General features: G+C 72.8%; 19 protein-coding genes. 8 read left to right on the top strand and 11 right to left on the bottom strand.

Annotated elements, in window-relative coordinates:
• Window positions 1-9: 9 nt before the first annotated feature.
• The 3 genes from NMK44_RS34385 to NMK44_RS34375 all read right to left on the bottom strand — a co-directional run bounded on the left by NMK44_RS34385 (window position 10) and on the right by NMK44_RS34375 (window position 2,475).
• A complete protein-coding gene (locus NMK44_RS34385) occupies window positions 10-630 on the bottom strand; it encodes a hypothetical protein (RefSeq protein ID WP_254750559.1) in 621 nt (206 codons plus the stop codon).
• A 74-nt stretch (window positions 631-704) separates the two neighbouring features.
• Window positions 705-1,316 (bottom strand): SigE family RNA polymerase sigma factor, encoded by a 612-nt coding sequence (locus NMK44_RS34380; protein ID WP_254750557.1) that lies wholly within the window; start codon window positions 1,314-1,316, stop codon window positions 705-707.
• A gap of 235 nt (window positions 1,317-1,551) precedes the next feature.
• Window positions 1,552-2,475 carry an HhH-GPD family protein gene (locus NMK44_RS34375; protein ID WP_254750555.1) on the bottom strand — a complete coding sequence of 308 codons (924 nt, stop codon included), beginning with the start codon at window positions 2,473-2,475 and terminating at the stop codon, window positions 1,552-1,554.
• Window positions 2,476-2,714: 239 nt separating this feature from the next.
• Here NMK44_RS34375 and NMK44_RS34370 point away from each other — a divergent pair, with 239 nt between their 5' ends.
• Window positions 2,715-3,551 (top strand): hypothetical protein, encoded by an 837-nt coding sequence (locus NMK44_RS34370; RefSeq protein ID WP_254750553.1) that lies wholly within the window; start codon window positions 2,715-2,717, stop codon window positions 3,549-3,551.
• 67 nt (window positions 3,552-3,618) lie between these two features.
• Here the strand turns inward: NMK44_RS34370 and disA are convergent, their stop codons facing one another.
• Together disA and radA are read right to left on the bottom strand one after the other, a co-directional pair.
• Window positions 3,619-4,677 (bottom strand): DNA integrity scanning diadenylate cyclase DisA, encoded by a 1,059-nt coding sequence (gene disA / locus NMK44_RS34365; protein ID WP_254750691.1) that lies wholly within the window; start codon window positions 4,675-4,677, stop codon window positions 3,619-3,621.
• Between the two features lie 248 nt (window positions 4,678-4,925).
• Window positions 4,926-6,350: a DNA repair protein RadA gene (radA, locus tag NMK44_RS34360; RefSeq protein WP_254750551.1), complete on the bottom strand. Its 1,425-nt coding sequence runs from the start codon at window positions 6,348-6,350 to the stop codon at window positions 4,926-4,928.
• Between the two features lie 212 nt (window positions 6,351-6,562).
• Between radA and NMK44_RS34355 the strand changes: the two genes are divergently transcribed.
• The gene (locus NMK44_RS34355; RefSeq protein ID WP_254750549.1) at window positions 6,563-8,368 is read left to right on the top strand and encodes a BACON domain-containing protein; all 1,806 of its coding nucleotides are present in this window, start codon (window positions 6,563-6,565) and stop codon (window positions 8,366-8,368) included.
• Window positions 8,369-8,429: 61 nt separating this feature from the next.
• Here the strand turns inward: NMK44_RS34355 and NMK44_RS34350 are convergent, their stop codons facing one another.
• Complete coding sequence (locus NMK44_RS34350; protein WP_254750547.1) at window positions 8,430-9,281, bottom strand: DUF3109 family protein; 852 nt, start codon at window positions 9,279-9,281, stop codon at window positions 8,430-8,432.
• 83 nt (window positions 9,282-9,364) lie between these two features.
• Here NMK44_RS34350 and NMK44_RS34345 point away from each other — a divergent pair, with 83 nt between their 5' ends.
• From NMK44_RS34345 to ilvD, 4 genes are all read left to right on the top strand, one after another.
• On the top strand, window positions 9,365-10,294 hold the full coding sequence (locus tag NMK44_RS34345) for a Ppx/GppA family phosphatase (protein WP_254750545.1): 930 nt from the start codon (window positions 9,365-9,367) through the stop codon (window positions 10,292-10,294).
• A gap of 162 nt (window positions 10,295-10,456) precedes the next feature.
• A complete protein-coding gene (locus NMK44_RS34340; RefSeq protein ID WP_254750543.1) occupies window positions 10,457-11,302 on the top strand; it encodes a sugar phosphate isomerase/epimerase family protein in 846 nt (281 codons plus the stop codon).
• Complete coding sequence (locus tag NMK44_RS34335) at window positions 11,299-11,919, top strand: TetR/AcrR family transcriptional regulator (RefSeq protein WP_254750541.1); 621 nt, start codon at window positions 11,299-11,301, stop codon at window positions 11,917-11,919. The genes NMK44_RS34340 and NMK44_RS34335 overlap by 4 nt, the downstream gene beginning before the upstream one ends.
• A 186-nt stretch (window positions 11,920-12,105) precedes the next feature.
• Window positions 12,106-13,956 (top strand): dihydroxy-acid dehydratase, encoded by a 1,851-nt coding sequence (gene ilvD / locus NMK44_RS34330; protein WP_254750539.1) that lies wholly within the window; start codon window positions 12,106-12,108, stop codon window positions 13,954-13,956.
• Window positions 13,957-13,992: 36 nt separating this feature from the next.
• Here ilvD and NMK44_RS34325 read toward each other — a convergent pair whose 3' ends face one another.
• Together NMK44_RS34325 and NMK44_RS34320 are read right to left on the bottom strand one after the other, a co-directional pair.
• Window positions 13,993-16,155 (bottom strand): serine/threonine-protein kinase, encoded by a 2,163-nt coding sequence (locus NMK44_RS34325; protein ID WP_254750537.1) that lies wholly within the window; start codon window positions 16,153-16,155, stop codon window positions 13,993-13,995.
• A gap of 79 nt (window positions 16,156-16,234) precedes the next feature.
• Entirely contained in the window at window positions 16,235-18,511 is a 2,277-nt protein-coding gene (locus NMK44_RS34320) for a serine/threonine-protein kinase (protein ID WP_254750535.1), read from the bottom strand.
• A 146-nt stretch (window positions 18,512-18,657) separates the two neighbouring features.
• On the opposite strand from NMK44_RS34320, the gene NMK44_RS34315 reads away from it, so the two are divergent.
• Complete coding sequence (locus NMK44_RS34315) at window positions 18,658-18,972, top strand: SH3 domain-containing protein (protein ID WP_254750533.1); 315 nt, start codon at window positions 18,658-18,660, stop codon at window positions 18,970-18,972.
• 22 nt (window positions 18,973-18,994) lie between these two features.
• Here the strand turns inward: NMK44_RS34315 and NMK44_RS34310 are convergent, their stop codons facing one another.
• A complete protein-coding gene (locus NMK44_RS34310; protein WP_428849369.1) occupies window positions 18,995-21,259 on the bottom strand; it encodes a serine/threonine-protein kinase in 2,265 nt (754 codons plus the stop codon).
• A 210-nt stretch (window positions 21,260-21,469) separates the two neighbouring features.
• Complete coding sequence (locus tag NMK44_RS34305; RefSeq protein WP_254750529.1) at window positions 21,470-23,050, bottom strand: SulP family inorganic anion transporter; 1,581 nt, start codon at window positions 23,048-23,050, stop codon at window positions 21,470-21,472.
• A gap of 894 nt (window positions 23,051-23,944) precedes the next feature.
• Here NMK44_RS34305 and proC point away from each other — a divergent pair.
• Complete coding sequence (gene proC, locus NMK44_RS34300; RefSeq protein WP_254750527.1) at window positions 23,945-24,754, top strand: pyrroline-5-carboxylate reductase; 810 nt, start codon at window positions 23,945-23,947, stop codon at window positions 24,752-24,754.
• Window position 24,755: 1 nt separating this feature from the next.
• On the opposite strand, the gene trpS is transcribed toward proC, so the two are convergent.
• Window positions 24,756-25,775, bottom strand: a complete 1,020-nt coding sequence (gene trpS, locus NMK44_RS34295) for a tryptophan--tRNA ligase (protein ID WP_254750689.1) — start codon at window positions 25,773-25,775, stop codon at window positions 24,756-24,758.
• Between the last annotated feature and the right edge of the window lie 401 nt (window positions 25,776-26,176).

The following is a 26,176-nucleotide window of genomic DNA, read 5'->3' as shown; positions in this document are numbered from 1 at the left end:
GGCGCGGGATCAGCCTTCCGTTCCGTCGGGAGTCGGGTTCGGTTCGTCCGTGGGCGCGCTGTAGTCGGTGTGCTTGCGGCTGACTTCCGCGAACTCCTGGCGCTGCCCCGACCAACGGTAGGTGATGAGGTCCTCGCGCGAAGGACAGCAGACGGGGTCACCGGAGGAGTAGGAGAGCCGGGTGACCTGGAGCGCGTCCTTGACGATCACGGCGTAGACGGGAGGCTGCTCGTCCTGGAAGACGTTCTGGTACTTCTCTCCGACCTTGCGGTACACATACGAGCCGATACCGAAGCCGTCGGTGCAGGCCATGACGTTGATGACCAGGTCGGGGGCAGCGGATCCGGTCAGTTTGCCCCGGGTGACGTCCACCGGATAGCCGTTGATCAGCCCGCTGCTCTTGCTCTTGGTGGGCTTCCGGCAGGGCTTGAGGTTGTCCTTCAGGTCCTCGCTGACCTGGGGGTCCTCCTTCACCAGCCGGACCGCGTCCACCTTCTGTTCCTTGGGGCCGGGCAGCGCGGAGGCCTCGCCCGACTGTTTTCCGGAGTCCGCCGCGCTGGACGCCCATGAGGTCCGGGCCGGACCCTCATTGCGCACTCCCTGGCTGGTGGAGCCGCATCCGGCCAGCATCCAGCCTCCGGCGGACGCGAGTCCTACGATCGCGCCGCCGGTGATCACCGCACTCTTGACGGAAGAGGCCCTGGTCAGGCCGCGCACCGTTCCTGCCCCCGCTCGTCGCGGCCACGGCGGAGCCGGGTGGGCTTCCGCACCGGAGCGGCGGTCCCGCCCTCCACACCGCGGCGACCGAGCGCACTGGCGTCCAGATCGCGGCTCTCCAGCTCCTGCCGCAGCCGGGCCAGCGCCCGGTGCAGCGTGCTCTTGACCGTACCGGTCGACATACCGAGCGCCTCCGCCGTCTCCTCCGTCGTCATCTGCTCCCAGTGTCGCAGCACCACGACGCTGCGCTGCTTGGGAGCCAGAACTCCGAGGATGTCGATCAAGAGGGCGCGGTCGGCGTGCTGCTCGGTGCCGTCCTCGACGCTCGCCTCCGGGAGCTGCTCGGTGGGCACCTCGTCCAGCTTGCGGGCGCGCCACCACTCGGTACGGGTGTTGATCATGACCCGGCGGAGGTAGGCGTCGGCGAGCGACTTGTCCGCTATGCCGTCCCAGCGTCCGTAGGTGCGGACGAGGGCGGTCTGCAGCAGGTCCTGTGCCTCGACGGGGTCGGGGACCAGCCGGCGGGCGCTGCGCAGCAGGGCGTCCTGCCGGTTCCGCACGTACTCTTCAAAATCCAGAACCTTGCCGCTGCCGGACATGTGCAGCCTCCATCCCGCGTGTTCCCCATCCGAGTTGCTGGCGGTCGTCCAGCACGGGAAGGACGCTACGGAGGCGCTGTTGCGGCGCCATGTGCATCAGCACCTCTGCCAGTGCACAGCTACCCATAGGTTGTGTAACAACGGAACCCGGCGCGATGGAGTGTCAGAACCGGGTCCGTGGTCTGTCACAGCTCTGTCACAGAAGGGCTGTTGGGGGTGGTCCGGGTCACGGCGATCACGTCAGCGGCAGCCGGTAGTACCCGCCGGCGAGCGGTTCCACGAGACCGTCGGCCACCAGACCGTCCAGCGCCCGCGCCCGCTGCACCGGCTCGTCCCACACCTGGTCCAGCGCCGACTGCGGAACCGGCGTGACCGCCTCCCGCAACACCGCCAGCAGCTTGCCGCGCACCTGCCGGTCGGTCCCGGCGTAGGTCTGGCCGCGCCGCGGCGGTCCGTCGTGCTCCGGTGCCCCGGCCCCCTGCCAGGCGCAGTGCGCCACGATCGGGCAGCGCACACAGGCGGGTGTACGGGCGGTGCACACCAGAGCGCCCAGCTCCATCGTGGCCGCCGCCCAGCGGGCCGCGGTGTCCTCGTCGTCGGGCAGCAGGGTGCGGGCCAGCTTGCGCTCGGCGGCGGTGGTGGCGTTCGGCGGGTACTGGGTACCGCCGACGGCCCGCGCGAACACCCGCCGCACATTGGTGTCCAGGACCGCGTGGCGCTGTCCGTACGCGAAGGACGCCACCGCCGCGGCCGTGTACTCGCCCACGCCCGGCAGCGCCAGCAGCTGGGCGTGGTCGCTGGGGACGTCACCGCCGTGCCGCTCCCTTATCGCCGCCGCCGCGCCGTGCAGCCGCAGCGCGCGCCGCGGGTAGCCGAGCCGCCCCCAGGCGCGGACCGCCTCACCGGGCGGTTCGGCGGCCAGATCGGCGGGGCGTGGCCAGCGGGCGAGCCACTGCTCGTACACCGGCAGCACCCGGCTCACCGGGGTCTGCTGGAGCATGAACTCGCTCACCATCACACCCCAGGCCCCCGCCTCCGGGCGGCGCCAGGGCAGATCGCGGGCGTGTGCGTCGAACCAGTCGATGACGGGCCGGTGGAGCGTGGCACCGTCGGTGGAGGTCGGGCTTACGGCGGCCTGGAGGGCGGGGTTGGCAGTCATCACTGTCGATCCTGGCATGCCGAGGCCCCCCGCGGAGGCGGAGGGCGCGGGCGTTCGGGTCGAGCCGCGCGGCGTCGGTAAAAAAACGTGCAATCCGGACGTCGTGGCGGGAACGGATGGCCGCTTGCCGCCCCGGGGTGCGGCCCCGGATGGCGGATCCTGTCCGATGATGAGAAAAGTAGGGGTCCGAGCGGTGATTATTGGCGGGCCACGCTCCCGATCTCTCGTAGAGTTTCCGCGTGGGATCTCTGCGCAATCCGATCGGGCCGCTTCCCTCCTCCATCTACTGGCGGCGGAGGGCCGTTGCGCTGGCCCTTCTCGGGCTGCTCGTCCTCCTCGTCATCTGGGCCTCCGGCTGGGGCGGTTCGGGCGGCGGTGGACACGACGACGGCAAGCGCCCGGGCGGCGGACCCGCGTCCACCATCACGCCGGGACCCACCTCGTCCACCCCGGTCAACAGTGAACGGCCGGGCGGGCGCGATGAGTCGGACGGCGGGGGAGGCACCGACGACGGTGACCCCGGCACCGGCGGGACCGGCGACGACGGCACCGACAGCGGCGGTACCGGCACCGGCTCCGGAGGCTCCGGATCGGGCGGCACCGGCGGTGGCGGCATCGGCACCGGCGACGGACGGACGCTCCCGGTCGGGTCCAGCCTTCCCGACTGCCGCCGCGCGGACATCGACTTGACGGTGCGCAGCGTCAAGGACGAGAAGGTCAGGAACTCCTACGGGCCGGGTGAGAAGCCCACGTTCGAGATCGTTGTGCAGAACACCTCGAACAGCTCCTGCAAGGTCGACTTCGGCCGCGACGCCGCCACGCTGACCATCACCGACGCCGACGACGAGCATGTGTGGGCCTCCGGCGACTGCCCCAAGGGCAGCGCCACCGCCCTGGTCGAGGTGCCGGGCTCCGGCGAGACCAAGCGGATCGTGGAGTGGAACCGCAAGCGCACCGCCGAGCACTGCGCCACCCCGTCCGGGCGGGCGGCGGCCAAGGCCGGTACCTACCTGGTGAAGGCGGAACTGGACGGACTGGGCACCGCGCAGGTGTCGTTCCTCCTGAAGAAGGACTGACCGTAAGCCGGAAGAGGCACTGACCGGCCGGGGCCCCTCGGGGCCCCTCGGGGCCCCTCCGCCACCGTCAGACGTAGCGCTCCAGGATCGACGACTCGGCCAGCCGGGAGAGCCCCTCGCGCACCGAGCGCGCCCGCGCCTCGCCCACACCGTCCACCATCTGCAGATCGTCCACACTCGCGGCCAGCAGCTTCTGCAGTCCGCCGAAGTGCTCCACCAGCCGCTCGATGATGGCGCCCGGCAGCCGCGGCACCTTCGCCAGCAGCCGGAAGCCGCGCGGCGAGACCGCCGCGTCCAGCGTCTCGGGCGAACCGCTGTAGCCCAGCGCCCGCGCCACGATGGGCAGTTCGAGCAGCTCGGTATGGGTCAGCCGGTCCAGCTCGGCGAGTGCGTCACCCACGGTGCGGGTGCGCTTGGCGGTCGGCTCGGGCACGTAGTCCCGCACCACGAGTTCACGCTCCGGCTCCACACCCGCGATCAGCTCGTCGAGCTGAAGGGAGAGCAGCCGGCCGTCGGTGCCCAGCTCGACCACATACTCGGCGATCTCGGTGGCGATCCGGCGGACCATCTCCAGCCGCTGCGCGACCGCGCTCACGTCCCGGACGGTGACCAGGTCCTCGATCTCCAGGGCGGAGAGGGTGCCCGCGACCTCGTCCAGCCGGAGCTTGTAGCGCTCCAGGGTGGCCAGCGCCTGGTTGGCGCGGGAGAGGATCGCCGCGGAGTCCTCCAGGACCCGCCGCTGCCCGGCCACGTACAGCGCGATCAGCCGCATCGACTGGCTGACCGAGACCACCGGGAAGCCGGTCTGGATCGAGACGCGCTGCGCGGTGCGGTGACGGGTGCCGGTCTCCTCGGTGGGGATCGACGCGTCCGGGACGAGCTGCACCCCCGCCCGCACGATCTTGGTGATGTCCTTGTCGAGGATCAGCGCGCCGTCCAGTTTGCACAGCTCGCGCAGCCGGGTCGCGGTGAACTCGACGTCCAGGACGAAGCCGCCGGTGCACAGCGACTCCACGATCCGGTCCGTCCCGAGGACGAGCAGCCCGCCCGTATTGCCGCGGAGCACCCGCTCCAGGCCGTCACGCAGCGCCGTGCCGGGCGCGACCGCGCTCAGGGTGGCGCGCATCAGACCGTCGGCTTTGCCGGGAGCCGGAGCCCGGTCGCCTGTTGCCACTGCACTCCTCCGTCGCCAGGTCTGTTCGGTGCCGCGGTCGCCCCTCCGCGCCGGTGTGCGAGGCCACGTACGGGCGAGACCAGGGCAAAGTCTACCGGCGGTCACCGGCCCCCCGTGGGGTCTCCCGGCGTACGCCCGTGGGCGGGAAGCGGAGCGCGGCACTCAGCCCTCCGCCCCCGAGGCACCGTAGCCGACCTGGCTCAGCCGCGGTCGTCCGCGGTCGCCGCCGCCCGCTCGCCCCGCTCCCGGCGCCGGGGCAGCACCCGCAGCGCGTCCCCGATGTCCGCGACCTCCAGCACCCGCATCCCGTCCGGGATCCGGCCCGGGTCGGACGGGACGAGGGCGTGGGTGAAGCCGAGCCGGGCGGCCTCGGCCAGCCGCCGCTGCACCCCGGTGACCCGGCGGACCTCGCCCGCGAGCCCCACCTCGCCGATGGCCACCAGGTTCTTCGGCAGCGGGGTGTCACTGGCGGCGCTGGCCAGCGCCAGGGCCACGGCCAGGTCGGCGGCGGGCTCGGTCAGCTTCACCCCGCCCACCGTGGCGCTGTAGATGTCGCGCTTGCCCAGCGCGTTGATCCGGCCGCGCTGCTCCAGCACCGCGAGCATCATCGACACCCGCGAGGTCTCCAGGCCCGAGGTGGTGCGCCGGGGGGAGGGGATCTGAGTGTCCACGGTGAGCGCCTGGACCTCGGCCACCAGCGGCCTGCGGCCCTCCAGGGTGACGGTCAGACAGGTGCCCGGCACCGGCTCCGCGCGGCGGGTGAGGAACAGCCCGGAGGGGTCGGCGAGACCGGTGATGCCCTCGTCGTGCAGTTCGAAGCAGCCGACCTCGTCGGTGGCCCCGTAGCGGTTCTTCACCCCGCGCACCAGCCGCAGCCGGGCGTGCCGGTCGCCCTCGAAGTGCAGCACCACATCGACCAGATGCTCCAGCAGCCGCGGGCCCGCGATCGCGCCGTCCTTGGTCACATGGCCCACCAGCAGGGTGGACATCCCGCGCTCCTTGGAGGCGCGGATGAGCGCCCCGGCCACCTCGCGGACCTGAGCCATCCCGCCGGGCGCGCCGTCGATCTCGGGGGAGGCGACGGTCTGCACCGAGTCCAGCACCAGCAGGGACGGCTTGACCGAGTCCAGATGGCCGAGGACGACGGAGAGATCGGTCTCCGCGGCGAGGTACAGATGCTCGCTGAGCGCGCCGATGCGGTCCGCGCGCAGCCGCACCTGGCTCGCCGACTCCTCCCCGGTGATGTACAGCGTGCGGTGCTCCTCACCGGCGGCCTTGGCCGAGACGTCCAGCAGCAGCGTGGACTTGCCGACCCCCGGCTCCCCGGCGAGCAGCACCACGGCACCGGGCACGAGACCGCCGCCGAGCACCCGGTCCAGCTCGTCCACCCCGGTGGAGCGGGCGGTGGCCTGGCGGCCGTCGATCTGGCCGATGGGCAGCGCGGCGGAGGTGACCCGGCCGGGCGCGGTGGTGCGCACGGCGGGCGCGCCGAACTCCTCGACCGTGCCCCACGCCTGGCACTCCGGGCAGCGGCCGAGCCACTTGGCGGTGGTCCAGCCGCATTCGGTGCAGCGGTAGGAGGGCCGGTCCTTGGCGGATGAGCGGGAGGAGCTACGGGCAGCCATGCCGTAACGCTAGCGCCGCCCGCCGACAGCGGCGGTCTCCGGTCCCGGCGGGGGGTCCGCGGGCCCGGCCGGGGGTGCCCGGGGCACATAGCAGGTTGCGGCAACCGGAGTGGGATACCTGTCCCCTTATGAGGGAGATGGTCACCCGTAAGGGTTAAAACCGCGCAAGTAACGCGAGTATGTCTGCATCATCCGCCTACCGTCACCGGGTGATGAGCAGGTCCGAGCACTCGACACAGGCCACCGGAGGACACCGGACGCATCGGCGTGCGCCCCGCTCCGGCAATACGCGCCCCCAGCGCCCGCCCGCGCGCTACGAGCCGTATCTCGACGGCCTGTTCACGTACTGCCTCTCGGTCCTGTGCGAACACGACGCGGCCGCCGCCACCCTCGGTGACGTCCTGGCGGTGGCCGAGCGGCGCCGCGGCCGGGGCCGCGGACGGGCGCCCGCCGAGGGCGATCTGTGCCGCCCCTGGCTCTACGCGGTCGCCCGCTGGGCCTGTCTGCGCAAACTGGCCGAGCTCAAGGAGCGGCGCGAATACCGCGGCATCAGGGACTGGCGGGCGGTCCGCGGCCGCGGCGACGCGGGTCCGGACACCTCGCCGGGCTCCGCCGAAACCATTGTCCCCGCCGTCGTCGACGCCGAGCTGCCCGAGCCGATCGCCGCCCAGCGCCGTCGTGAACTGGCCGCGCTCGCCTGGCCGGAGGCCGCCGGGACCACCGCCGAGCAGCGCGAGGCGCTCGAACTCGCCGTGCGTCACCAGCTCACCCATACCGAGGTGGCCGCGGCCCTCGGCAAGGAGCCGGACGCGACCCGCGCCCTGCTCGCCAGCGCCGCCTGTGAGGTGGAGCGGACCCGGGCCGCGCTCGCCGTCGTCGAGCTGGGCCACTGCCCGGTGGTCGCCCGGCTCGCGGGCGACACCCAGGTGCTGCTGTCCGCCGCGCTCCGCCGCGAGCTGGTGCGGCACGTGGACGACTGCCGCGAGTGCCGGCGGATGGCCGAGCGCGCCACGGCGGACGGCCCCTGGCCGGGGACGGCCGCGGCGCCCGCCGCCCTGCCGCTGGTGGAGGCACCCAGGGCGGCGGTGCAGGCCGCGCTGTTGTGCGCCCTCAGCGCACGTCCCGCGCGCGCCGTCGCGGGACCCCGCTTCGACCGCCGCGGCTTCCCCCTGGACCCCCAGGACCGGGCGGCGCGGCGCAGCCGGATGCGCAGCCGCGCGCTCACCACCACGGTGGTCGCCACGGTCGTGGCGGCGCCGGTGCTCGCGCTGTGGGCCGCCTACCGGAGCGCCCCGCTGGCCGGTGACGAGCACGACAGCGACTCGGTCGCCGCCGCCGATGTGGACGGCGCCCAGGAGATCCCGACCGGCCACCAGCGACTGGACGGACGCTCCTTCGAGCGCACCGGCAGCGCGCAGGACCGTTCCGGCGCCCGTGCCCGCACCGGGCACAGCCCCAAGGACCGCGCCTCGTCCACGACGGTCTCGGTCGCGGTGATCGGCCCGGACGGCACGGTGCGGCGCTACGGCCGGATCGACGGCGAGCACGGCGGGAAGAACGGCGACGGACGGCCGTCCATCCCGACCTCCTCGGACCGCGGTGACCGTCCCGGCGGCGGCTCCGGCCCGGCCCGTCCGGCGCCCGGCCCCGGACGGCTGACGGTCGAGGCCCAGCCGCAGGGCGACTCCACGCTGATCACCCTCACCGCCTCCGGTGGTTCCCCGGTCCGCTGGACCGCCTCCACCGGGGCGGACTGGCTCCGGATGAACCAGACCACGGGGGTGCTCCGCCCCGGCCAGACCACCCGGGTCACGGTCTGGGTGGACCGCGAGCGCGAGCCGTCCGGCCGCTGGAGCGCCCGGGTCACCATTGGGCCCTCGGGCGCGGTCGTGGTGATCGAGGGGAACGGCGCGCCGCCGGAGCCGACCCCGGGGCCCAGCCAGTCCTCCGGCACCCCGAGCCCGTCCCCGCACGATCCGTCCCCCGCCCCCTCGGGCACGGCGACGGCGAAGGACTGAGCGCCCCGCGGCCGCGCCGACCCGCGGCCCGGCCGGTGCACGGCCGGGGCGACGGCGGCGGTCAGTCGGTGGCGGCCCGCTCGGCCGGATCGGCCGGGTGCGGAGCCAGCAGCGGCAGTGTGGACGCCAGCCGGGCCTCGCAGAGCTCGGCCAGCCGGTCGTACCCCTCCTTGCCCATCAGCTCCGTGAGCTCCGGCCGGTAGGAGACGTACACCGGTTGCCCGGCGCCGTGCGCCGAGGTCGCCGAGGTGCACCACCAGTGCAGGTCATGGCCGCCGGGGCCCCAGCCGCGCCGGTCGTACTCGCCGATGGTGACCTGGAGCACCCGGGTGTCGTCGGGCCGGTCGATCCAGTCGTAGGTCCGGCGGACCGGCAGCTGCCAGCACACGTCCGGTTTGGTCTCCAGCGGTTCGCGCCCCTCGCGCAGCGCCAGGATGTGCAGTGCGCAGCCCGCGCCGCCGGTGAATCCGGGGCGGTTCTGGAAGATGCACGAGCCCTGGTGGCGACGGGTCTGACGGTCGCCGTCCTCGTCCTCCTGCACCCAGCCCCGGGCGTGCCCCTCGTCGTGGAACTGCCAGATCTCCGGAGTGAGCCGCGCCATATGGCGCCCGACGCGCTCCTCGTCCTCCTCGTCCGAGAAGTGCGCGCCCAGCGTGCAGCAGCCGTCGCTCGCGCGACCCGCCTGGATGCCCTGGCAGCCCTGGCCGAAAACACAGGTCCAGCGGGAGGTCAACCAGGTCAGATCGCACCGGAAGACCTGTTCGTCGTCGGCCGGGTCGGGGAATTCGACCCACGCGCGGGCGAAGTCGAGGCCGACCTCGTCCCCGGCCGGGGGCGCGGTCGATTCCTCGGCCCTCCGCTCCGGGGCACGCTTCTGGCCTTTGTCCTGCTTCGCCTTTTTCGTCTTTGCCACGGTGCAAGCGTATGCCCCCCGGCCGGAAGCGGAGGGCGGGGACCCGTACGTGCGGACGCACACCGCGCAGTAGCGTTCTGGCCATGAGACTCGGTGTCCTCGATGTGGGTTCGAATACCGTCCACCTCCTCGTGGTGGACGCCCACCCCGGCGCGTGCCCGCTGCCCGCGCATTCGCACAAGGCGGAGCTGCGGCTGGCCGAACTCCTCGACGGCGACGGCGCCATCGGCCCCGAGGGGGTGGAGCGCCTGGTCACGGTGGTCCAGGAGGCCCTCCAGGCGGCCGAGGACAAGGGTGTGGAGGACGTCCTGCCGTTCGCCACCTCCGCCGTCCGCGAGGCCGCCAACGCCGATGACGTGCTCGCGCGGGTCGCCGAGGAGACCGGGGTCCGGCTCCAGGTGCTCAGCGGTGCCGACGAGGCCCGGCTCACCTTCCTGGCCGCCCGCCGCTGGTACGGCTGGTCGGCCGGGAAGCTGCTGGTCCTGGACATCGGCGGCGGTTCGCTGGAGATCGCCTACGGAATCGACGAGGACCCCGACGCGGCGGTCTCGCTGCCGCTGGGCGCGGGCCGGCTCACCGCCTCCTGGCTGCCCGGCGACCCGCCCGACCCGGCCGACGTACGGGCGCTGCGGCGCCATGTGCGGGCCGAGATCGCCCGGACCGTCGGCGACTTCAGCCGGCACGGCGCCCCGGACCATGTGGTGGCCACCTCCAAGACCTTCAAGCAGCTCGCCAGGATCGCGGGCGCGGCCCGGTCCGGTGACGGCCTGTACGTCCAGCGCCAGCTGACCCGCAAGGCGCTGGAGGAGTGGGTGCCCAAACTGGCCGCCATGCCCGCGGCGGACCGCGCCGGGCTGCCGGGTGTCTCCGAGGCGCGGGCGGGGCAGCTGCTGGCCGGGGCGCTGGTCGCGGAGGGCGCCATGGACCTCTTCGGGGTCGAGGAGCTGGAGATCTGCCCCTGGGCGCTGCGCGAGGGCGTCATCCTGCGCCGTCTGGACCATCTGCCGGCGTGACGCTCACCACGGTCCGGTGCGGCCGGGGCGGGGCCCGGGGAACTCTCCGGCCCGCCGCGATGTCGCCATGGTCCGGCCATGACCCGTTTGTGACCGCGCCATGACGGCGTGCTCCCCACCCGTATCGCTCGCCGCCCGACGGGCGGCCGTACGCTGTCCCTCGTGACAGAGCCAGTGGTGCGCATCCCGGATGCGAAGGTCGCGCTGTCCACAGCCTCGGTCTATCCGGAGTCGACGGCGACGGCCTTCGAGATCGCCGCCCGCCTGGGGTACGACGGGGTCGAGGTCATGGTGTGGACCGATCCGGTCAGCCAGGACATCGAGGCCCTGCGGCGGCTCTCGGACTACCACCAGGTGCCGATCCTCGCCGTGCACGCGCCGTGTCTGCTGATCACCCAGCGGGTGTGGTCCACCGACCCCTGGGTGAAGCTCCAGCGGGCGAGATCGGCGGCGGAGAAGCTGGGCGCCTCCACCGTGGTCGTCCACCCGCCCTTCCGCTGGCAGCGCTCCTACGCCCGGGAGTTCGTCCGCGGAATCTGGCGGATGGCCGGCGAGACCGATGTGCGCTTCGCTGTCGAGAACATGTACCCGTGGCGCTACCGCGACCGGGAGATGCTCGCCTACGCGCCGGACTGGGACGTCACCAAGGACGACTACCGGCACTTCACGATCGACCTGTCGCACACCGCCACCGCGCGCACCGACGCGCTCGGCATGGTGGACCGCATGGGCGACCGGCTGGGCCATGTCCACCTCGCCGACGGCCACGGCTCCAACAAGGACGAGCACCTGGTGCCGGGGCGCGGTTCGCAGCCCTGCGCCGAGCTGCTGGAACGTCTCGCCGCACGCGGGTTCGACGGCCATGTGGTGGTGGAGGTCAACACCCGGCGCGCGATGTCCACCACCGAGCGTGAGGCCGATCTCGCGGAGGCGCTGGCCTTCACCCGCCTCCATCTGGCCTCGCCCACCCCGAAGTCCCCCTCCGGCAAGGCGGTGCCCGGCGCATGACCACCCCCGCGACCCCGCGCAAGCGCGGCCGTCCGGCCCGTTCCAGCGCCGGTGCCGAGCCCGCCGCGCGGGACCGGATCCTGGCCGCCGCGCGGAACGAGTTCGCCGAGCACGGCTACGACAAGACCTCGATCCGCGGTATCGCCAAGGCGGCCGAGGTGGACCCCGCGCTGGTGCACCACTACTTCGGCTCCAAGGAGAAGGTCTTCGGCGCCGCCATCGAACTGATCCTGGCGCCCGCGATGGCCGTGCCCGACGCCGTCCACGGCGGCGGCAGCCGGGAGGGCGCGGGCGAGCGGATGGCCCGCTCCATCATGGGCATCTGGGAGAACCCGGTCGCCCGGCTGCCGCTGCTGGCCGTGATGCGCTCCGCGCTGACCAACGAGTCCGCGGCCGAGGTACTGCGGGAGCTGATCCAGCGCCGGGTGCTGCTGCGGATGGCCGGTGACCTGGACGTTCCCAACCCGGAGCTGAGGGCCCAGCTCGCCGCCTCGCATATGATCGGGATCTCGATGCTGCGCTATGTGATCAAGATGGAGCCGGTCGCGTCCGCCGATCCCGAGGAGATCATCGCCATGGTGGGGCCGACCCTCCAGCGCTATCTCACCGAGGAGTGAGCCCCGGGCGTGAGCCCCCCCTGCGCGCCCCCGCGGCACCGGCCGGACCCTTCCGAGGAGTGAGCCATCCGTCCCGCGATCCGGACACACGGTCCGGATCGCGGATATGAGGCGTAGGCTCAGAAGACTCCGATCCATGCGATCCGCACCACGATCGCCACCCGTATGACGAGGGAGCCGAGTACCGTGCCCGAGCTGAGGTCCCGCACCGTCACCCACGGCCGCAACATGGCGGGCGCCCGCGCCCTGATGCAGGCGTCCGGCGTAGCGCGCGAGGACTTCGGCAAGCCCATCGTGGCCGTGGCCAACAGCTTCACCGAGTTCGTGCCCGGCCACACCCACCTCCAGCCGGTCGGCCGGATCGTCAGCGAGGCGGTCCACGCGGCGGGCGGCATCCCCCGCGAGTTCAACACGATCGCGGTGGACGACGGCATCGCCATGGGCCACGGCGGGATGCTCTACTCGCTGCCCTCCCGCGACCTGATCGCCGACTCCGTCGAGTACATGGTCGAGGCGCACTGCGCGGACGCGCTGATCTGCATCTCCAACTGCGACAAGATCACGCCCGGGATGCTGATGGCCGCCATGCGGCTCAACATCCCGACCGTCTTCGTCTCCGGCGGTCCCATGGAGGCGGGCCGGGCGACGCTGGTCGACGGCACCGTCCGCAAACTGGACCTGATCAACGCGATCTCCGACGCGGTCAATGAGAACGTCTCGGACGAGGACATCCTCCGCATCGAGCAGAACGCCTGTCCGACCTGCGGCTCCTGTTCCGGCATGTTCACCGCCAACTCGATGAACTGCCTCACCGAGGCGATGGGTCTGGCCCTCCCCGGCAATGGCTCGGTGCTGGCCACCCACACCGCCCGCAAGGCGCTGTACGAGACCGCCGGCCGCACCGTCGTGGAGATCACCAAGCGCCACTACGAGCAGGACGACCACACCGTGCTGCCGCGCTCCATCGGCTCCCGCGCCGCGTTCGAGAACGCCATGGCGCTGGACATCGCCATGGGCGGCTCGACCAACACGATCCTGCACCTGCTGGCCGCCGCCCAGGAGGCCGGTCTCGACTACGACCTGGGCGATATCGACGAGGTCTCCCGGCGGGTGCCCTGCCTGGCCAAGGTCGCCCCGAACGTCGCCCCCGGCGGCACGTACTACATGGAGGACGTGCACCGCGCGGGCGGCATCCCGGCGATCCTGGGCGAGCTGTTCCGCGGCGGGCTGCTGAACGAGGACGTCACGTCCGTGCACAGCTCCTCGCTCGCCGACTGGCTCAAGACCTGGGATGTGCGCGGCGGTTCACCGTCGGCCGAGGCCGTCGAGATGTGGCACGCGGCCCCCGGCTGCCGGCGCTCCGCCACCGCCTTCTCGCAGTCCGAGCGCTGGGACTCGCTGGACACCGACGCCGCGGGCGGCTGCATCCGCGACATGGAGCACGCCTACTCCCAGGACGGCGGACTCGCCGTCCTCAAGGGCAATCTGGCCGTCGACGGCTGTGTGGTGAAGACCGCGGGCGTCGATGAGTCGATCTGGACCTTCGAGGGCCCGGCCGTGGTCTGCGAATCGCAGGACGAGGCCGTCGACAAGATCCTCAACAAGCGGGTCACCGAGGGCGACGTGGTGGTCATCCGTTACGAGGGCCCCAAGGGCGGCCCCGGGATGCAGGAGATGCTCTACCCGACCTCCTTCCTCAAGGGCCGGGGACTGGGCAAGGCCTGCGCGCTGATCACCGACGGCCGGTTCTCCGGCGGCACCTCGGGCCTGTCCATCGGCCACGCCTCGCCCGAGGCGGCGTCCGGCGGCATCATCGCGCTGGTCCAGGACGGTGACCGGATCCGGATCGACATCCCGGGCCGCACCATCGACCTCCTGGTGAGCGACGAGGAACTGACGGCCCGCCGGGAAGCTCTCGGCGGCGTCTACGCCCCGAAGGACCGTGAGCGCAAGGTGTCCACCGCACTGCGCGCCTACGCGGCGATGGCCACCAGCGCCGACAAGGGCGCGGTGCGCGACATCAGCCGCCTGGGCTGACGGCGCGGAACCCGTCACCGGCCCCGCCGCGGGGGCTCAGCTCCTGCGGCGGGCGTCCACACTCGCCACTTCCACCCGCTCGTATCCGTACACCAGGTACAGCGCGTCGCCCATCAGCAGCGTGTCCGCCGGGGGCCCGCCCGGGTCGGTACGGGGCTTCCCCCGCCACCGCACCCGGCCGTCGCCCCGGTCCAGTGCCACCACCCGGCCCGCGGCGGTCGTCAGATAGAGGGTGTCGTGGCGCTCGGAGAGCGCGGGCAGCCCCAGGAACTCCACCTGGGTCGAGCTGCGCCACCGCTGTCTGCCGTCCAGCGTGAGGGCGGTGACCTCGCCGTTGTCCCGGACGAAGTACAGGATGCCGTCCAGCAGTTCCGGGGTGACCTGGTCCCCGCGGAGCCCCGGCGGCAGCGCCACCCGGCGCGGGGCGTCCTTGCCGTCCGGGTCGACGAGCACCAGATCGGTGAAGTCGAGGGTCTTCTTCGAGCGCTGCTGGACGAAGACCAGCCGGCCCTCGTGCTCCGCGATGACCGTCCCCGGCATCCGGGCGGCGATCCGGGTGGGCGCTCCGGTGCGCGGATCGAGGGCCCACACCGACTGGTGCTCGTCGGTGTCGTCGTCCGGCGGACGGCACTGGGCGTACGGGCGCTCCGCGATCACCACCCCGCTGCAGGTCAGCTCACGGCTGATCCGGTGCGACCACCGGATGGCCCCGGTGACGGCGTCCACCGCCTGGAAGGTCTCGGCGTCCCAGTTCTGGGTGAGCACGGCATGGCCCCCGCCCCGGGTGAACACCGAGTTCACGAAGGCCCTGCCCACGTCGGTGCGCCAGACGCGCTTCCCGTCGGTGCGCCGGTGGCCCTCCATCCGGCTGGTGCCGTCCGTGCGGTCGACGACGCTGATCACCTGCTTCCCGGCCAGCCCGACGATCTGGTCGGCGCGGTCGTCGGCCGCGCGGCGCCACACCTCGTGCCCGGTGGCGGTCAGCCGGGTGAGGAGGGCTCCCGGACCGCCGCAGTACAGCTCGGTCCCGGTGTGCGCGCACCGGCTGCCGGACAAGCCGTTGCCGGCGCCCAGCCCGCCCTGGCCGGACGAGGTCTCGTCGGTGGGGAGCGTACGGTGCCAGGGCCGCCAGCCGTCCGGCAGCGATCCGGCGGCGGTGGACGAGGGCCTGGGCTCGGCCCGGTGCTGCCCCGAGCCCGAGGACGACACCGCGAGACCGGCCAGGACGAGCGTTCCGGTGACGGCCGCGGCCACGCCCGCCACCACCGCGCCCCGCACCGCCCGGCGCCGCGGACGGCCGGCGGCCGGCACGGTCCCGGTGTCCTCGTGCTCCGGGCCCTCGGCGCCCTGGGCGCTCACCTCGTCCCGGGGCGCGGTGCTGACGCAGCTGTCATCGGCGGGCAGCGCCCGCAGCCGCGCCAACAGCCTGTCGAGACCGGGCCGTTCGCCGGGCTCCTTGCCCAGGCAGTCCGCGAGCGCGTCCCGCATCGGCCCCCGCAGCGAGTCCAGGTCCGGCGGTTCGTACACCACGTGGTACGCCGTCATGTACGGGCTGTCCGCGTCGAACGGGCTCTGCCCGGTGGCGGCGAACACCAGCACCGTGGCCAGCGAGAACACATCCGACTCCGGACCCACCTCGCGCGGATCGCGCAGTTGCTCCGGGGACATGTACGGCGGGGTGCCCATCACCCGGCCGGTCATCGTCAGGGTCTGGTGGTCGGCGGCCCGCGCGATACCGAAGTCGATGACGCGCGGACCCTCGTCCGACAGCACGATGTTGGCGGGTTTCAGATCGCGGTGGACCACGCCCGCCCGGTGGATGTCCCGCAGCGCCTCACCGAGCCCGATCGCCAGCAGCCGCAGCTCGGCGCCGCGCAGCGGGCCGTCCGCGGCGACCCGTTCGGCCAGGGTGCGGCCGGGCACGTAGGAGGTGGCCATCCAGGGGAGCGGGGCGTCCGGGTCGGCGTCCACGACGGGCGCGGTGAAGGCGCCGCTGACCCGGCGCGCGGCCGCGACCTCCTGCCGGAACCGCACCCGGAACTCATCGTCGTCGGCGAACTGCTGGTGGACCACCTTCAGCGCGATCCGGCGGCCCGAGGACGAACGCGCCAGATACACCGTGCCCATACCGCCCCGGCCGAGCCGCTCCTCCAGGACGTACCCGCCGATGGATTCCGGATCTCCCGCGCGCAGTGCCATCCGTCCTCCCCCTGCCGACCCTCGATGCAGCGGTCACTCTAATCGGGCGTACGGGACGGCCCGCGGGGGCACCCGGGGGTCACCAGCGTGCCGGGTGCCGCTCGTCCACTCCGAACACGGTGCCGTCGGGCGCCGCCGCGAACACCTTGCCGTCCGCCGCCACCGGTGCGGGCACCAGTTCCAGATAGCTCCGCCCGGCCCGGCCCGCGCGCGGTTCGGTCTGGCCGATCAGCGTGCCCTTCCGGGCGTCCACGGCGAGCAGTCGGCCGTCCGCCGCCGAGAAGTACAGCCGTCCGTCCGTGGCCACCAGCGGTGAGGCGTTGGCCACCGAGGTCTCCAGCCGCCAGCCCCGTTCACCCCGTCCGGTGGCCGCCGCCACCAACCCGCCGTCCGCGCACAGCAGGTACACCGTCCCGCCCCGGACGACCGCGCTCGCCGCGGACACCGGCGCGGTCAGCGCCACCCGCCGGACGCCGGACCGTCCCGGTTCGTAGCGCACCACGGCGGTGGTACGGGTCTGGCGGTCGGTCTCGGTCAGCAGCAGGGCGCCGCGCGGCCCGGTCCCGGCCGGGGTGAGCTGCCCGGAGAACGCGTGCCGCCACCGCGTCGTGCCGCGCACCGCGTCCACCGCGGTGACCAGGGTGCGCCCACCGTCGGGGGAGGTGGTGACGGCGTACGCGGTGCGGCCGTCGCCGTACGCGAAGAAGCTGGGCCGGACATGGCCGGACAGCCGGTGGCCCCACCGCTCCCGGTTGGTGGCGCCGTCGACCGCGCGGACCGTACCGTCCGCGGCGACCAGCAGCACCGTGTCACCGGCGGGGTAGACCCGGCCGCCGTACCCGGACACATCGCGGTTCCAGCGCACCCGGTGGGTCCTGGGGTCCAGCGCCTCCAGCCGGGCCCCGTCCGGCGAGACCACCCGCAGCAATCCGCCGGAGAGCGCCGGGGCGGTGGGCACCCCGTCCGCCGCGCCGCGCGCCGCGGCCGGGCGCGACCACACCACCCGGCCGTCGGACGGGTCCAGCCGCGCGGCGCCGACGCCCCGCCCGGCGCAGTACAGCGCCCCGCCCCCGTACGAGCAGAACGCGGGCCGCGCGGTGCCGGTGCCCGCCGCCCGGCCGCCGCCCAGGGTGGCCCGCCACGGGCGCCACGCCGCGGTGGCCGCGCCATCGCCCGCCTCGCGCTGCGCGGCGGCCGCCCGCGCGTCCGGGCGCGGTTCGGCGCCCTTGCGCAACGCCACGACCGTGCCCGCGGCGGCCAGCACCGCGGCCACCAGTCCGGCCGTCAGCCAGCGGCGCGCCATCCGGCGGCGCACCGGACGGGCGCCGGGCGCGGCTTCCTTGACGTGGGTGTCGATCCCCTCCGCGCCGCTGCTGCTGGCGTCCGCGCCGTCCGCCGCCGGGACCGCTCCCTCGCCGGGCGCCGGCACCGGAACCGCGGCCGCGCCCCTGCCCGGCAGCGACACCGGATCCGGGGCCCGCTGCGCCGGAACCAGCGGCACCGTGGCGCGCGGTGACGACGGCAGCGGGTCGGCCATCGCGCGCAACACCGTCATCAGGGCGTCCGGAGTGGGGCGTTCCCGGGGATCCTTGGCCAGACAGCGCTGGACCAGCGGCAGCAACTCAGCCGGCACCCCGGCGAGATCGGCCTCGTCGTGCACCACCTGGTACGCCACCAGATAGGGACTCTCGGACTCGAACGGCCCGCGTCCGGTGGCCGCGTGCACCAGCACCGACCCCAGCGCGAACACATCCGCGGCCGGACCCACCGTCCGCGGCCGCTGGAACTGCTCGGGCGCCATGAACGGCGGGGTCCCGATGAGCTGCCCGGTCTCGGTGCGCAGTTCACTGTCGGCGGGCCGGGAGATACCGAAGTCGATGACCTTCGGACCGTCCGCCGCGAGCAGCACATTGCTCGGCTTGAGATCCCGGTGCACCACGCCCGCCCGGTGGATGTCCCGCAGCGCCTCCGCCAGCCCCGCGGCCAGCCGTACCACCTCAGCCGCCCCCAACGGCCCGTTCCGCTTGACCTCTTCGGCGAGCGTGGGGGCGGGGATGTACTGGGTGGCCATCCAGGGCCGCGGATCGTCCGGGTCGGCGTCGATCACCGGTGCCGTGAAGGCGCCGCTGACCCGCCGCGCGGCCGCCACCTCCTGCCGGAACCGCGCCCGGAACTCCGGGTCCTGCGCGTACTCGGCATGCACGACCTTGACCGCGAGCTGTCGCCCCGACGCCGAGCGCGCCAGGTGCACCACCCCCATGCCACCCGAGCCGAGAGGTGCTTCGAGCCGGTACTGCCCAGCGAACTCCGGATGCTCCGTTTCCGGGTCCGACCCGGGTCTGCGCACCGGCGGCATGCCCCACCCCCGTGTTCTCGGGCCCCAGTTGCGACTCGGCGAGCCTAGTCGATGGCCTGTGCGAATCTTGCTAGCCTCCGCATGTCGTGGCAGGTCACACGACATCCACACAACTCGGAAAAGCAGTTCAACGGGGGAGGGGCCAGATGGCCGACAACGAAGCCGTCATGGGAGACACCGCGGACGAGGGCACCGTCGCGAGTGCCGCGGGGGCGGTGACCTATCCGACCGCACCCAACCACCAGGTCAACGTCCGCAGCGGACCCGGCACCCACCACAGACTCATCAAGGTGCTGCCGTACAACACCCGGGTCCCCATCCGCTGTCAGCGGCACGGCGAGAAGGTCTCCGGCCCGTACGGCACCACGGACCTCTGGGACTGCATCGCGCCCGGTCAGTACGTCTCCGACGCATATGTGAGGACCGGCAGCGACGGCATGGTCGCCGTGCCCTGCGGCTGACCGTTAACCCCGCCCCAGGGGTCTAGTGACGGGGCCACGACGTGCTCCGGGCCCCGTTCGCGGACGGGGCCGGAGTCCGCGGCGGCGCGGGGCTGTCGGCGGGTTTCGCCTCCGGCCGCAGCGGGTCCACCGAGAACAGCGTCCCGTCGCTGGCCAGCGCCACCACCGCCCCCCGCACCCGCAGCACCTGCGCCGACTCCAGCCCGCCACCGGTCCCGCTGGACGGACTGCGGGCCGCGCCCTGCCAGCGCTCCGTGCCGCTGTCCCGGTCCAGGGCCAGCAACCGCCCGCTGGAGCTGGACAGATAGACGGTGTTCTCCCGCTCCGTGAGCAACGGCGGCCCCAGCCGCTCCACGGTCGTCGGCTCGCTCCACACCTGCCGTCCGGTCCGCGCGTCGACCGCGGTGACCCGGCCGCTCTCCTGCACGAAGTAGAGCCGGCCGTCGAGCAGGGTGGCATCGCCCCGCGCGTTCTCCGGCAGCGGCATCGTCCGGGTGGCGCCGGTGCGCAGATCGACCCTGAGCACGGCGGAGTACTTCTTCTGTCCGAAGGTCTCGGCCGGGCGCGGCACCAGCAGTTCGTGTCCGGACACCCCCAGCGGATCCTCGACGTCTCTCAGCCGGACCAGCTCCTCGGAGCTGCCGTCCCGCGGGTCCAGACGCAGCACGGTGTACCGGACGTCCTCGCCCCCGTCCTCGAAGTCCTCCGCGCACAGCGCGTACGGGGCGTCGTCGTACGCCACGGCCGCGCACACCCGTCCCCGCGGCACCGGCAGCGTCCACAGCTTCTCCCCGGTGGACACCTTCCACGCGGTCAGTGAATGGTCACCGGGGTCGCTCACCAGCACTCCGTGGCCGAACAGCGCGGTGTCGGTGGTGTCGCTCGAAGGACGCGACCACTTCCGCCGGCCCGTCTCCGCGTCCAGGGCGACCACCTGGGTCTCGGTGTCGCTCGGGGTGTCATGGACGATCACGCGTCCGTCCCGCACCCCTTCCGGCTGGCTGCCGAGCGTCGCGGTGTCCCGGTCCGCCGACAGGCCCTTGGCGCGCCATACGACATGCCCGGTGGCCCCGTCCACCCGGACCGCGGGGAAGCCGTACCCCCCGCAGAACAGCGCGGTGCCGAAGCGCTCGCAGTGCCCGGAGACATCGTCGCCCACGACCGACGCGCCCTTGGCCGGATCACCCCCGGCCGCCTCGATCAGCGAGAGCTGCCACGGCCGCCAGTCCTGCGGCAGCGCGATCACCCGCTCCTGGCGCGACGGCTCCGGCTCCGCCGTGCCGCCGGTGCGCACCCCGCCACTGGGGGCGCTCACCAGCGCGACCGTACCGGCGCCGAGGGCGAGCGCGGCGGCGGCCGTCACCGCGGCGAGGACGGGCCGGCGCCGCCGGATCCCGCTGAGCGTGGTGGACCAGGTGCGCAGCGCACCGCCGCGGCCCCGCCCCCGGCGCCTGGCACCGCCCGCCACCCGGAGCGCACCGCTCGACGGCAGTCCGGCCAGCAGCCGTTCCAGCTCGGAGAGGTCCGGACGGGCGGCCGGATCCTTGGCGAGACAGCGTTCGACGATGCCCCGCAGCGGCGGCGCCACCTCCTCCAGCGCGGGCGGTTCATGCACCACCTGGTAGGCCGTCATATACGGGCTCTCGGCGTCGAACGGGCTGCTCCCGGTCGCCGCGTAGACCAGCAACGCGCCCAGCGAGAAGACGTCCGAGGCGGCGGTGACCTCGCGCGGACGGCTGAGCTGCTCGGGCGACATGAACGGCGGGGTGCCCATCACCCGCCCGGTCACCGTCAGCGCCTGGCTGTCCCCGGCCCGGGATATCCCGAAGTCGATGACGCGCGGGCCGTCGTCGGCCATCAGCACGTTGGCGGGCTTGAGGTCACGGTGCACCACCCCCACCCGGTGGATATCGCCCAGCGCCTCCACCAGCCCCAGCGCCAACCGCCGCAGCTCCCCGGCGTCGAGCGGACCACCGTCGGTCAACCGCTCGGAGAGGGTGGGCCCGGGAACGTAGAGGGTGGCCATCCACGGGCGCCGGGCGTCCGGATCGGCGTCCACGACGGGCGCGGTGAACGCACCGCTGACCTGCCGCGCGGCCGCCACCTCCTGGCGGAAGCGGGTGCGGAACTCGTCGTCCTCGGCGAACTGCGCATGCACGACCTTGACCGCGACCCGGCGGCCCGAAGCCGAACGCGCCAGGTGGACCACGCCCATTCCGCCGGAGCCGAGCCGGTCCTCCAGTGCGTAGTCGCCGATCTTCTCCGGATCGTCCGCGCCCCGTGGCACCGCCACCCCTCCCCTCCGTTCCCCGCGCGGCCGTCTGGGTCGTTTCCGTCCCACGAGTCCCATCGGCCCCATCGTCCCCCGGGGACTCAGCCTAAAGGGCCCCTGGGGCGAGGCGGCAGGGCCGTACCCGCACAGGAATCGCCGGGCCCGGACGCACCGGGGCCCCCGGCGCGCGCGGCGCCGGGGGCCCGTCGGACCGGTGCGAAGCTGCTACGCCAGGACCTTGTGCTCCTCGGGAGCCTCCGGAGCATCGGGCGAACCGGGCGTCTTGGAGCCCCGTGCGGCGGTGGAACCCGCCTCGTGGCTGACGACCGCGTTGTGCCGCTCGGTCCAGGTGGCCAGCGCCATCCCGCAGGCGTGGTCCACATGGCGCAGCCCGCTCAGATCCAGCTCCACGACCCGCTCCCGGGGCAGCGCCTCGAGCTCGTCGAGCAGCTTGGGCAGCCGCAGGAACGTGGCGTTGCCCAGCACCCGGACCCGGATCGGCTCATCGTCGTCGTCGAGCCCGCGGACCTCCACATGGACGTGCGAGGTCTCCCACGCCGTCTTGGCCACGGCCATCAGCAGGCCGATGATGACGCCCTCGAACATGTTCGTGACCACGATCGCCCCCGCAGTCACCATGAGCACCACGGCCTCACCGCGGTGCTCCCGCCACAGCGGGACCAGGTCCTTGGACGGGATCAGCTTCCAGCCCGCGTGGATCAGCACACCCGCCAGCGCCGCCACCGGGATGACGCCGAGCGCGGACGGGAACAGCACCGCGAAGACCAGCAGCCACACACCGTGCAGCACCCGGGAGGCCTTCGTCTTCGCGCCCGCCCGCACATTGGCCGAACTCCGCACGATCACCGCGGTCATCGGCAGCGCGCCCAGCACACCGCACAGCGCGTTGCCCGCGCCCTGCGCCATGAGCTCCTTGTCGTAGTCGGTCCGCGGACCGTCGTGCAGCCGGTCCACGGCGGCGGCGCTGAACAGGCTCTCGGCCGAGGCGATCAGGGTGAAGGCGAGGATGGTGCCGATGACGCCGACCTCGGCCAGCGCCGCGAACTCACTGCCGCCGGGCGGCTGGATCGCGTCCAGCAGTCCCTGGACCTCGACCCGGGCGATCGGGAGGTCGAACGCCGCCGTCGCGCCCGTCGCGAGGGCGACCGCCGCCAGCGGAGCGGGAAGGAGCTCGGCTCCCTTGCGGAAGCGCGGCCACAGAACCAGCACCGCGATCGTCGCGACGCCCACGGCCACCGCCTTCAGCGCGGTGCCGGAACCGGCCACGTCGCCGATGAGTTCGGGGATGTGGCCGATCTTGCCGAGACCGCTGCTCGGCGCCTTGGCGTCGGCGAGCGCGTAGAGCTGTGAGGCGATCAGCACCAGGCCGATGCCCGCGAGCATGCCCTGCACCACGGCGACCGAGATCGCGCGGAACCAGCGGCCCAGGCGCAGCGCGCCCATCGCCAGCTGGAGCAGTCCGGCCGCCAGGACGAGGACGCCCAGGGCGGCGAGACCGTACTTCTCGACGGCCTCGTAGACGAGGACCGTCAGCCCGGCTGCCGGGCCGCTGACCTGAAGGCTGCTGCCCGGCAGGAAGCCGGTGACCAGCCCTCCGACGATGCCGGTGATCAGGCCGAGTTCGGCCGGAACACCGGAGGCCACCGCCACGCCCACACACAGGGGCACGGCGACGAGGAAGACGACGAGGGATGCGGTGAAGTCGGCACGGAGCGTTCCGGTGCCGATTCCGGAGCCTTCCGTGGTGCCTGAGCCACCACGGAATCGGTCAAGGATCTTTCGCATGAGGTTGCCTCCAGGGCGCCCCGTCGACCTGCGCAAGGCAGGCGGGGGCACGGCATAGCGCCACGTCAGTGGGATCGATGGAATCGGTCGCTGGCGGTTGGATCGCTTGCTGAAGAGAAGCGTGAGAGCTGTGTGTCGTTGGATCGGCACCGCCGGGCTACGACGGTGTGGCTCTCAGCAGCGGAAGATCTGGAGAAGTACGGGCAGCTCGCCCGATCTCATGAGAGGAACGGTCTGCCGTTCCGGAACGGGTGTGGTGACGGCGGTGCGGGGCGCAGAGGCCACGTGGTCGCATCCGCACACACATCCGTATTTGCCGCTCGGTGTGGGAGCGGTGAACGGGGCTCGTCCGCCACGGAGACCGTGACAGTCCTCTGCCCCGGTGTCATGGTGCGAGGAGATGACCCCAAGGGCCGGCCGGGTTTCGGCGGCCACTGCCGTATGAACGGCTTCTGAGGGTTTGACCTGCGCTGACGCGCAGTCGACTGCGATGAAGAGGGCGACTAAGACGGAAACCACGGCAAGCAGTCCGCGTGCGGTGTTCCGGAGCGTCCCCACCATCGCCCCCCTCCATGTGCGTATCGACACCGACTGCCATTGTCTCCTGAAGGGCGTGACCATTTGCAAGTCGATATGTAACCGAATTGTGAACGCGGGATTATCGAACAGGAGGATCAGACTCCGTTCACCCCGGCGAGCGCTGGCGCGATCCACTTCCCCCCATGCGCCCGCTGTACAGGCAAAAATTAATTCATCGAACGATGAATAAGATGTCCGTCAGCGTGTCGCCCCATGGGAGGATGGCGGGGTACGGGCTGATGGACGGGGTACGCCCATCCGTGCCCCCTCGGCCCCACACCGCTGCCCACCGCAAGGCATGAGGAGAGCCGCACCATGACGGAGAAGGTCGCCGTGCTCGGCACGGGAAAGATCGGCGAAGCCCTTCTCGGCGGAATGATCCGGGGCGGCTGGTCGCCCTCCGATCTGCTGGTCACCGCCCGCCGTCCGGAGCGCGCGGCGGAGCTGCGGGCGCGCCACGGCGTCGAGGCCGTCTCCAACGCCGAGGCCGCCAAGTACGCCGACACCCTCATCCTCACCGTCAAACCGCAGGACATGGGGACGCTCCTCGACGAACTCGCGCCGCATGTGCCCGCCGACCGGCTGGTCATCTCCGGCGCCGCGGGCATCCCCACCTCCTTCTTCGAGGAGCGGCTGGCCGCGGGCACCCCGGTCATCCGGGTCATGACCAACACCCCCGCCCTGGTGGACGAGGCCATGTCGGTCATCTCGGCCGGCAGCCACGCCACCGAGGAGCACCTCGCCCACGCCGAGGCGATCTTCGGCGGCGTCGGCAAGACCCTCCGCGTCCCCGAGTCCCAGCAGGACGCCACCACCGCGCTCTCCGGCTCCGGCCCCGCCTACTTCTACTTCCTCGTCGAGGCCATGACGGACGCGGGCATCCTGCTGGGCCTGCCCCGCGACAAGGCCCATGACCTCATCGTCCAGGCCGCCATCGGCGCCGCGGTGATGCTCCGCGACAGCGGGGAGCACCCGGTCAAGCTGCGCGAGGCGGTGACCTCCCCGGCGGGCACCACCATCAACGCCATCCGGGAGCTGGAGAGCCACGGTGTGCGCGCCGCCCTCATCGCCGCCCTGGAGGCGGCCCGCGACCGCAGCCGCGAGCTCGCCTCCGGCAACGGCTGATTCACGCGGGCGGCAGCAGCCCCACCGCCGCGTACGCCGCGTCGACCCGGGGCCGCGCCAGCCCCCGCGCCCGCTCCGCCCCGGCCCGCAGCACCCCGTCCACATAAGAGGGGTCGGCACACAGCTCCGCGTGCCGGGCGCGGACCGGCCGCAGCAGCTCCACCACTGCCTCGGCCACCGCGCCCTTCAGCGCCCCGTACGAGGAGAACTGCCCGGCCAGCACCTCCGGCTTGTCATCGGTGCACGCGGCGAGCACATCCAGCAGATTGGCCACCCCCGGACGCTCCACCGGGTCGTACACCACGTCCGTCCCGCTGTCCGTCACCGCGCGCATCACCTTCTTGCGGACCACGTCCGTCTCATCGAGCAGATAGATGATCCCCGCCGTCTCGGCATGCGACTTCCCCATCTTCGACCGCGGGTCCTGGAGGTCCATGACCCGCGCGGCCACCTGCGGGCGCGTCGCCCGCGGCACCGTGAAGACCGGGCCGTAGCGCTGGTTGAACCGCTGTGCCAGATCCCGGGCCAGCTCCACGTGCTGTACCTGGTCGTCGCCGACCGGCACCTCGTCCGTGTCGAACGCCAGGATGTCGGCCGCCATCAGCGCGGGATAGGTGAGAAGGGACAGCCGTACGCTCCCGCCCCGCGCCTGTTCCCGCGCCGTCTTCTCCTTGTACTGGATCATCCGGCGCATCTCACCGTCGGTCGCGGTGCACTCCATCAGATAGGACAGCCGGGTGTGCGCGTCCACATGACTCTGGACGTACACGGTGCACCGCTCGGGATCGAGCCCCGAGGCCAGCAGCAGGGTGGCCGCCTGCCGGGTGAGCCGCCGCACCCGGGCGGGGTCGTGCTCCACGGTCAGCGCGTGCAGATCGACGACGCAGAACAGCGCGTCGGACCGGTGCTGGTCCTCCTGGACCCACCGGCGCACGGCCCCCAGGTAGTTGCCGAGGGTCAGATGGCCGGTCGGCTTGACCCCGCTGAAGATCCGCGGACGTGCCGTCTTCGTCTGTGCCATGTCGGTGTTCTCTCCCGCCGTCTCAAGGCCGCCGGACCTGCGGCCGGAGTACGCGGGGAAGGAGATACGCGAACGGCCGCCGGAGGGGCGGCCGTGGAAGTGCATGCGCTGGGCGGCCGCCGTCAGGCGGCCCACCACTGCTGGGTGTGCGCATGCTTCGTCATGAGCATGAGAGTACGCGCTCGGGGGGTCGGCGGCCACGGTTTGGTGGCCACGGGAGCGTCGTGTAATGTTCTGCGGGTTGTCACGGAGCCCCCAGGGGAACGGGACAGCAACTCACGCCGCACCGGCGGCACACCACTACTGCACGGCCCCTCATCGGGATGGATTTCGGCATGCCGGAATTCGGTTCGGAAGCTCGATTATGAGCCTCGGGGGAAATCCGCTAAAGTAGTGATCAC

The organism is Streptomyces cucumeris, from assembly GCF_024295805.1.
Classification (GTDB): Bacteria; Actinomycetota; Actinomycetes; order Streptomycetales; family Streptomycetaceae; genus Streptomyces; species Streptomyces cucumeris.
The sequence above is the reverse complement of the archived record's forward strand: the minus strand, read 5'-3'. Positions and strand labels throughout refer to the sequence as shown.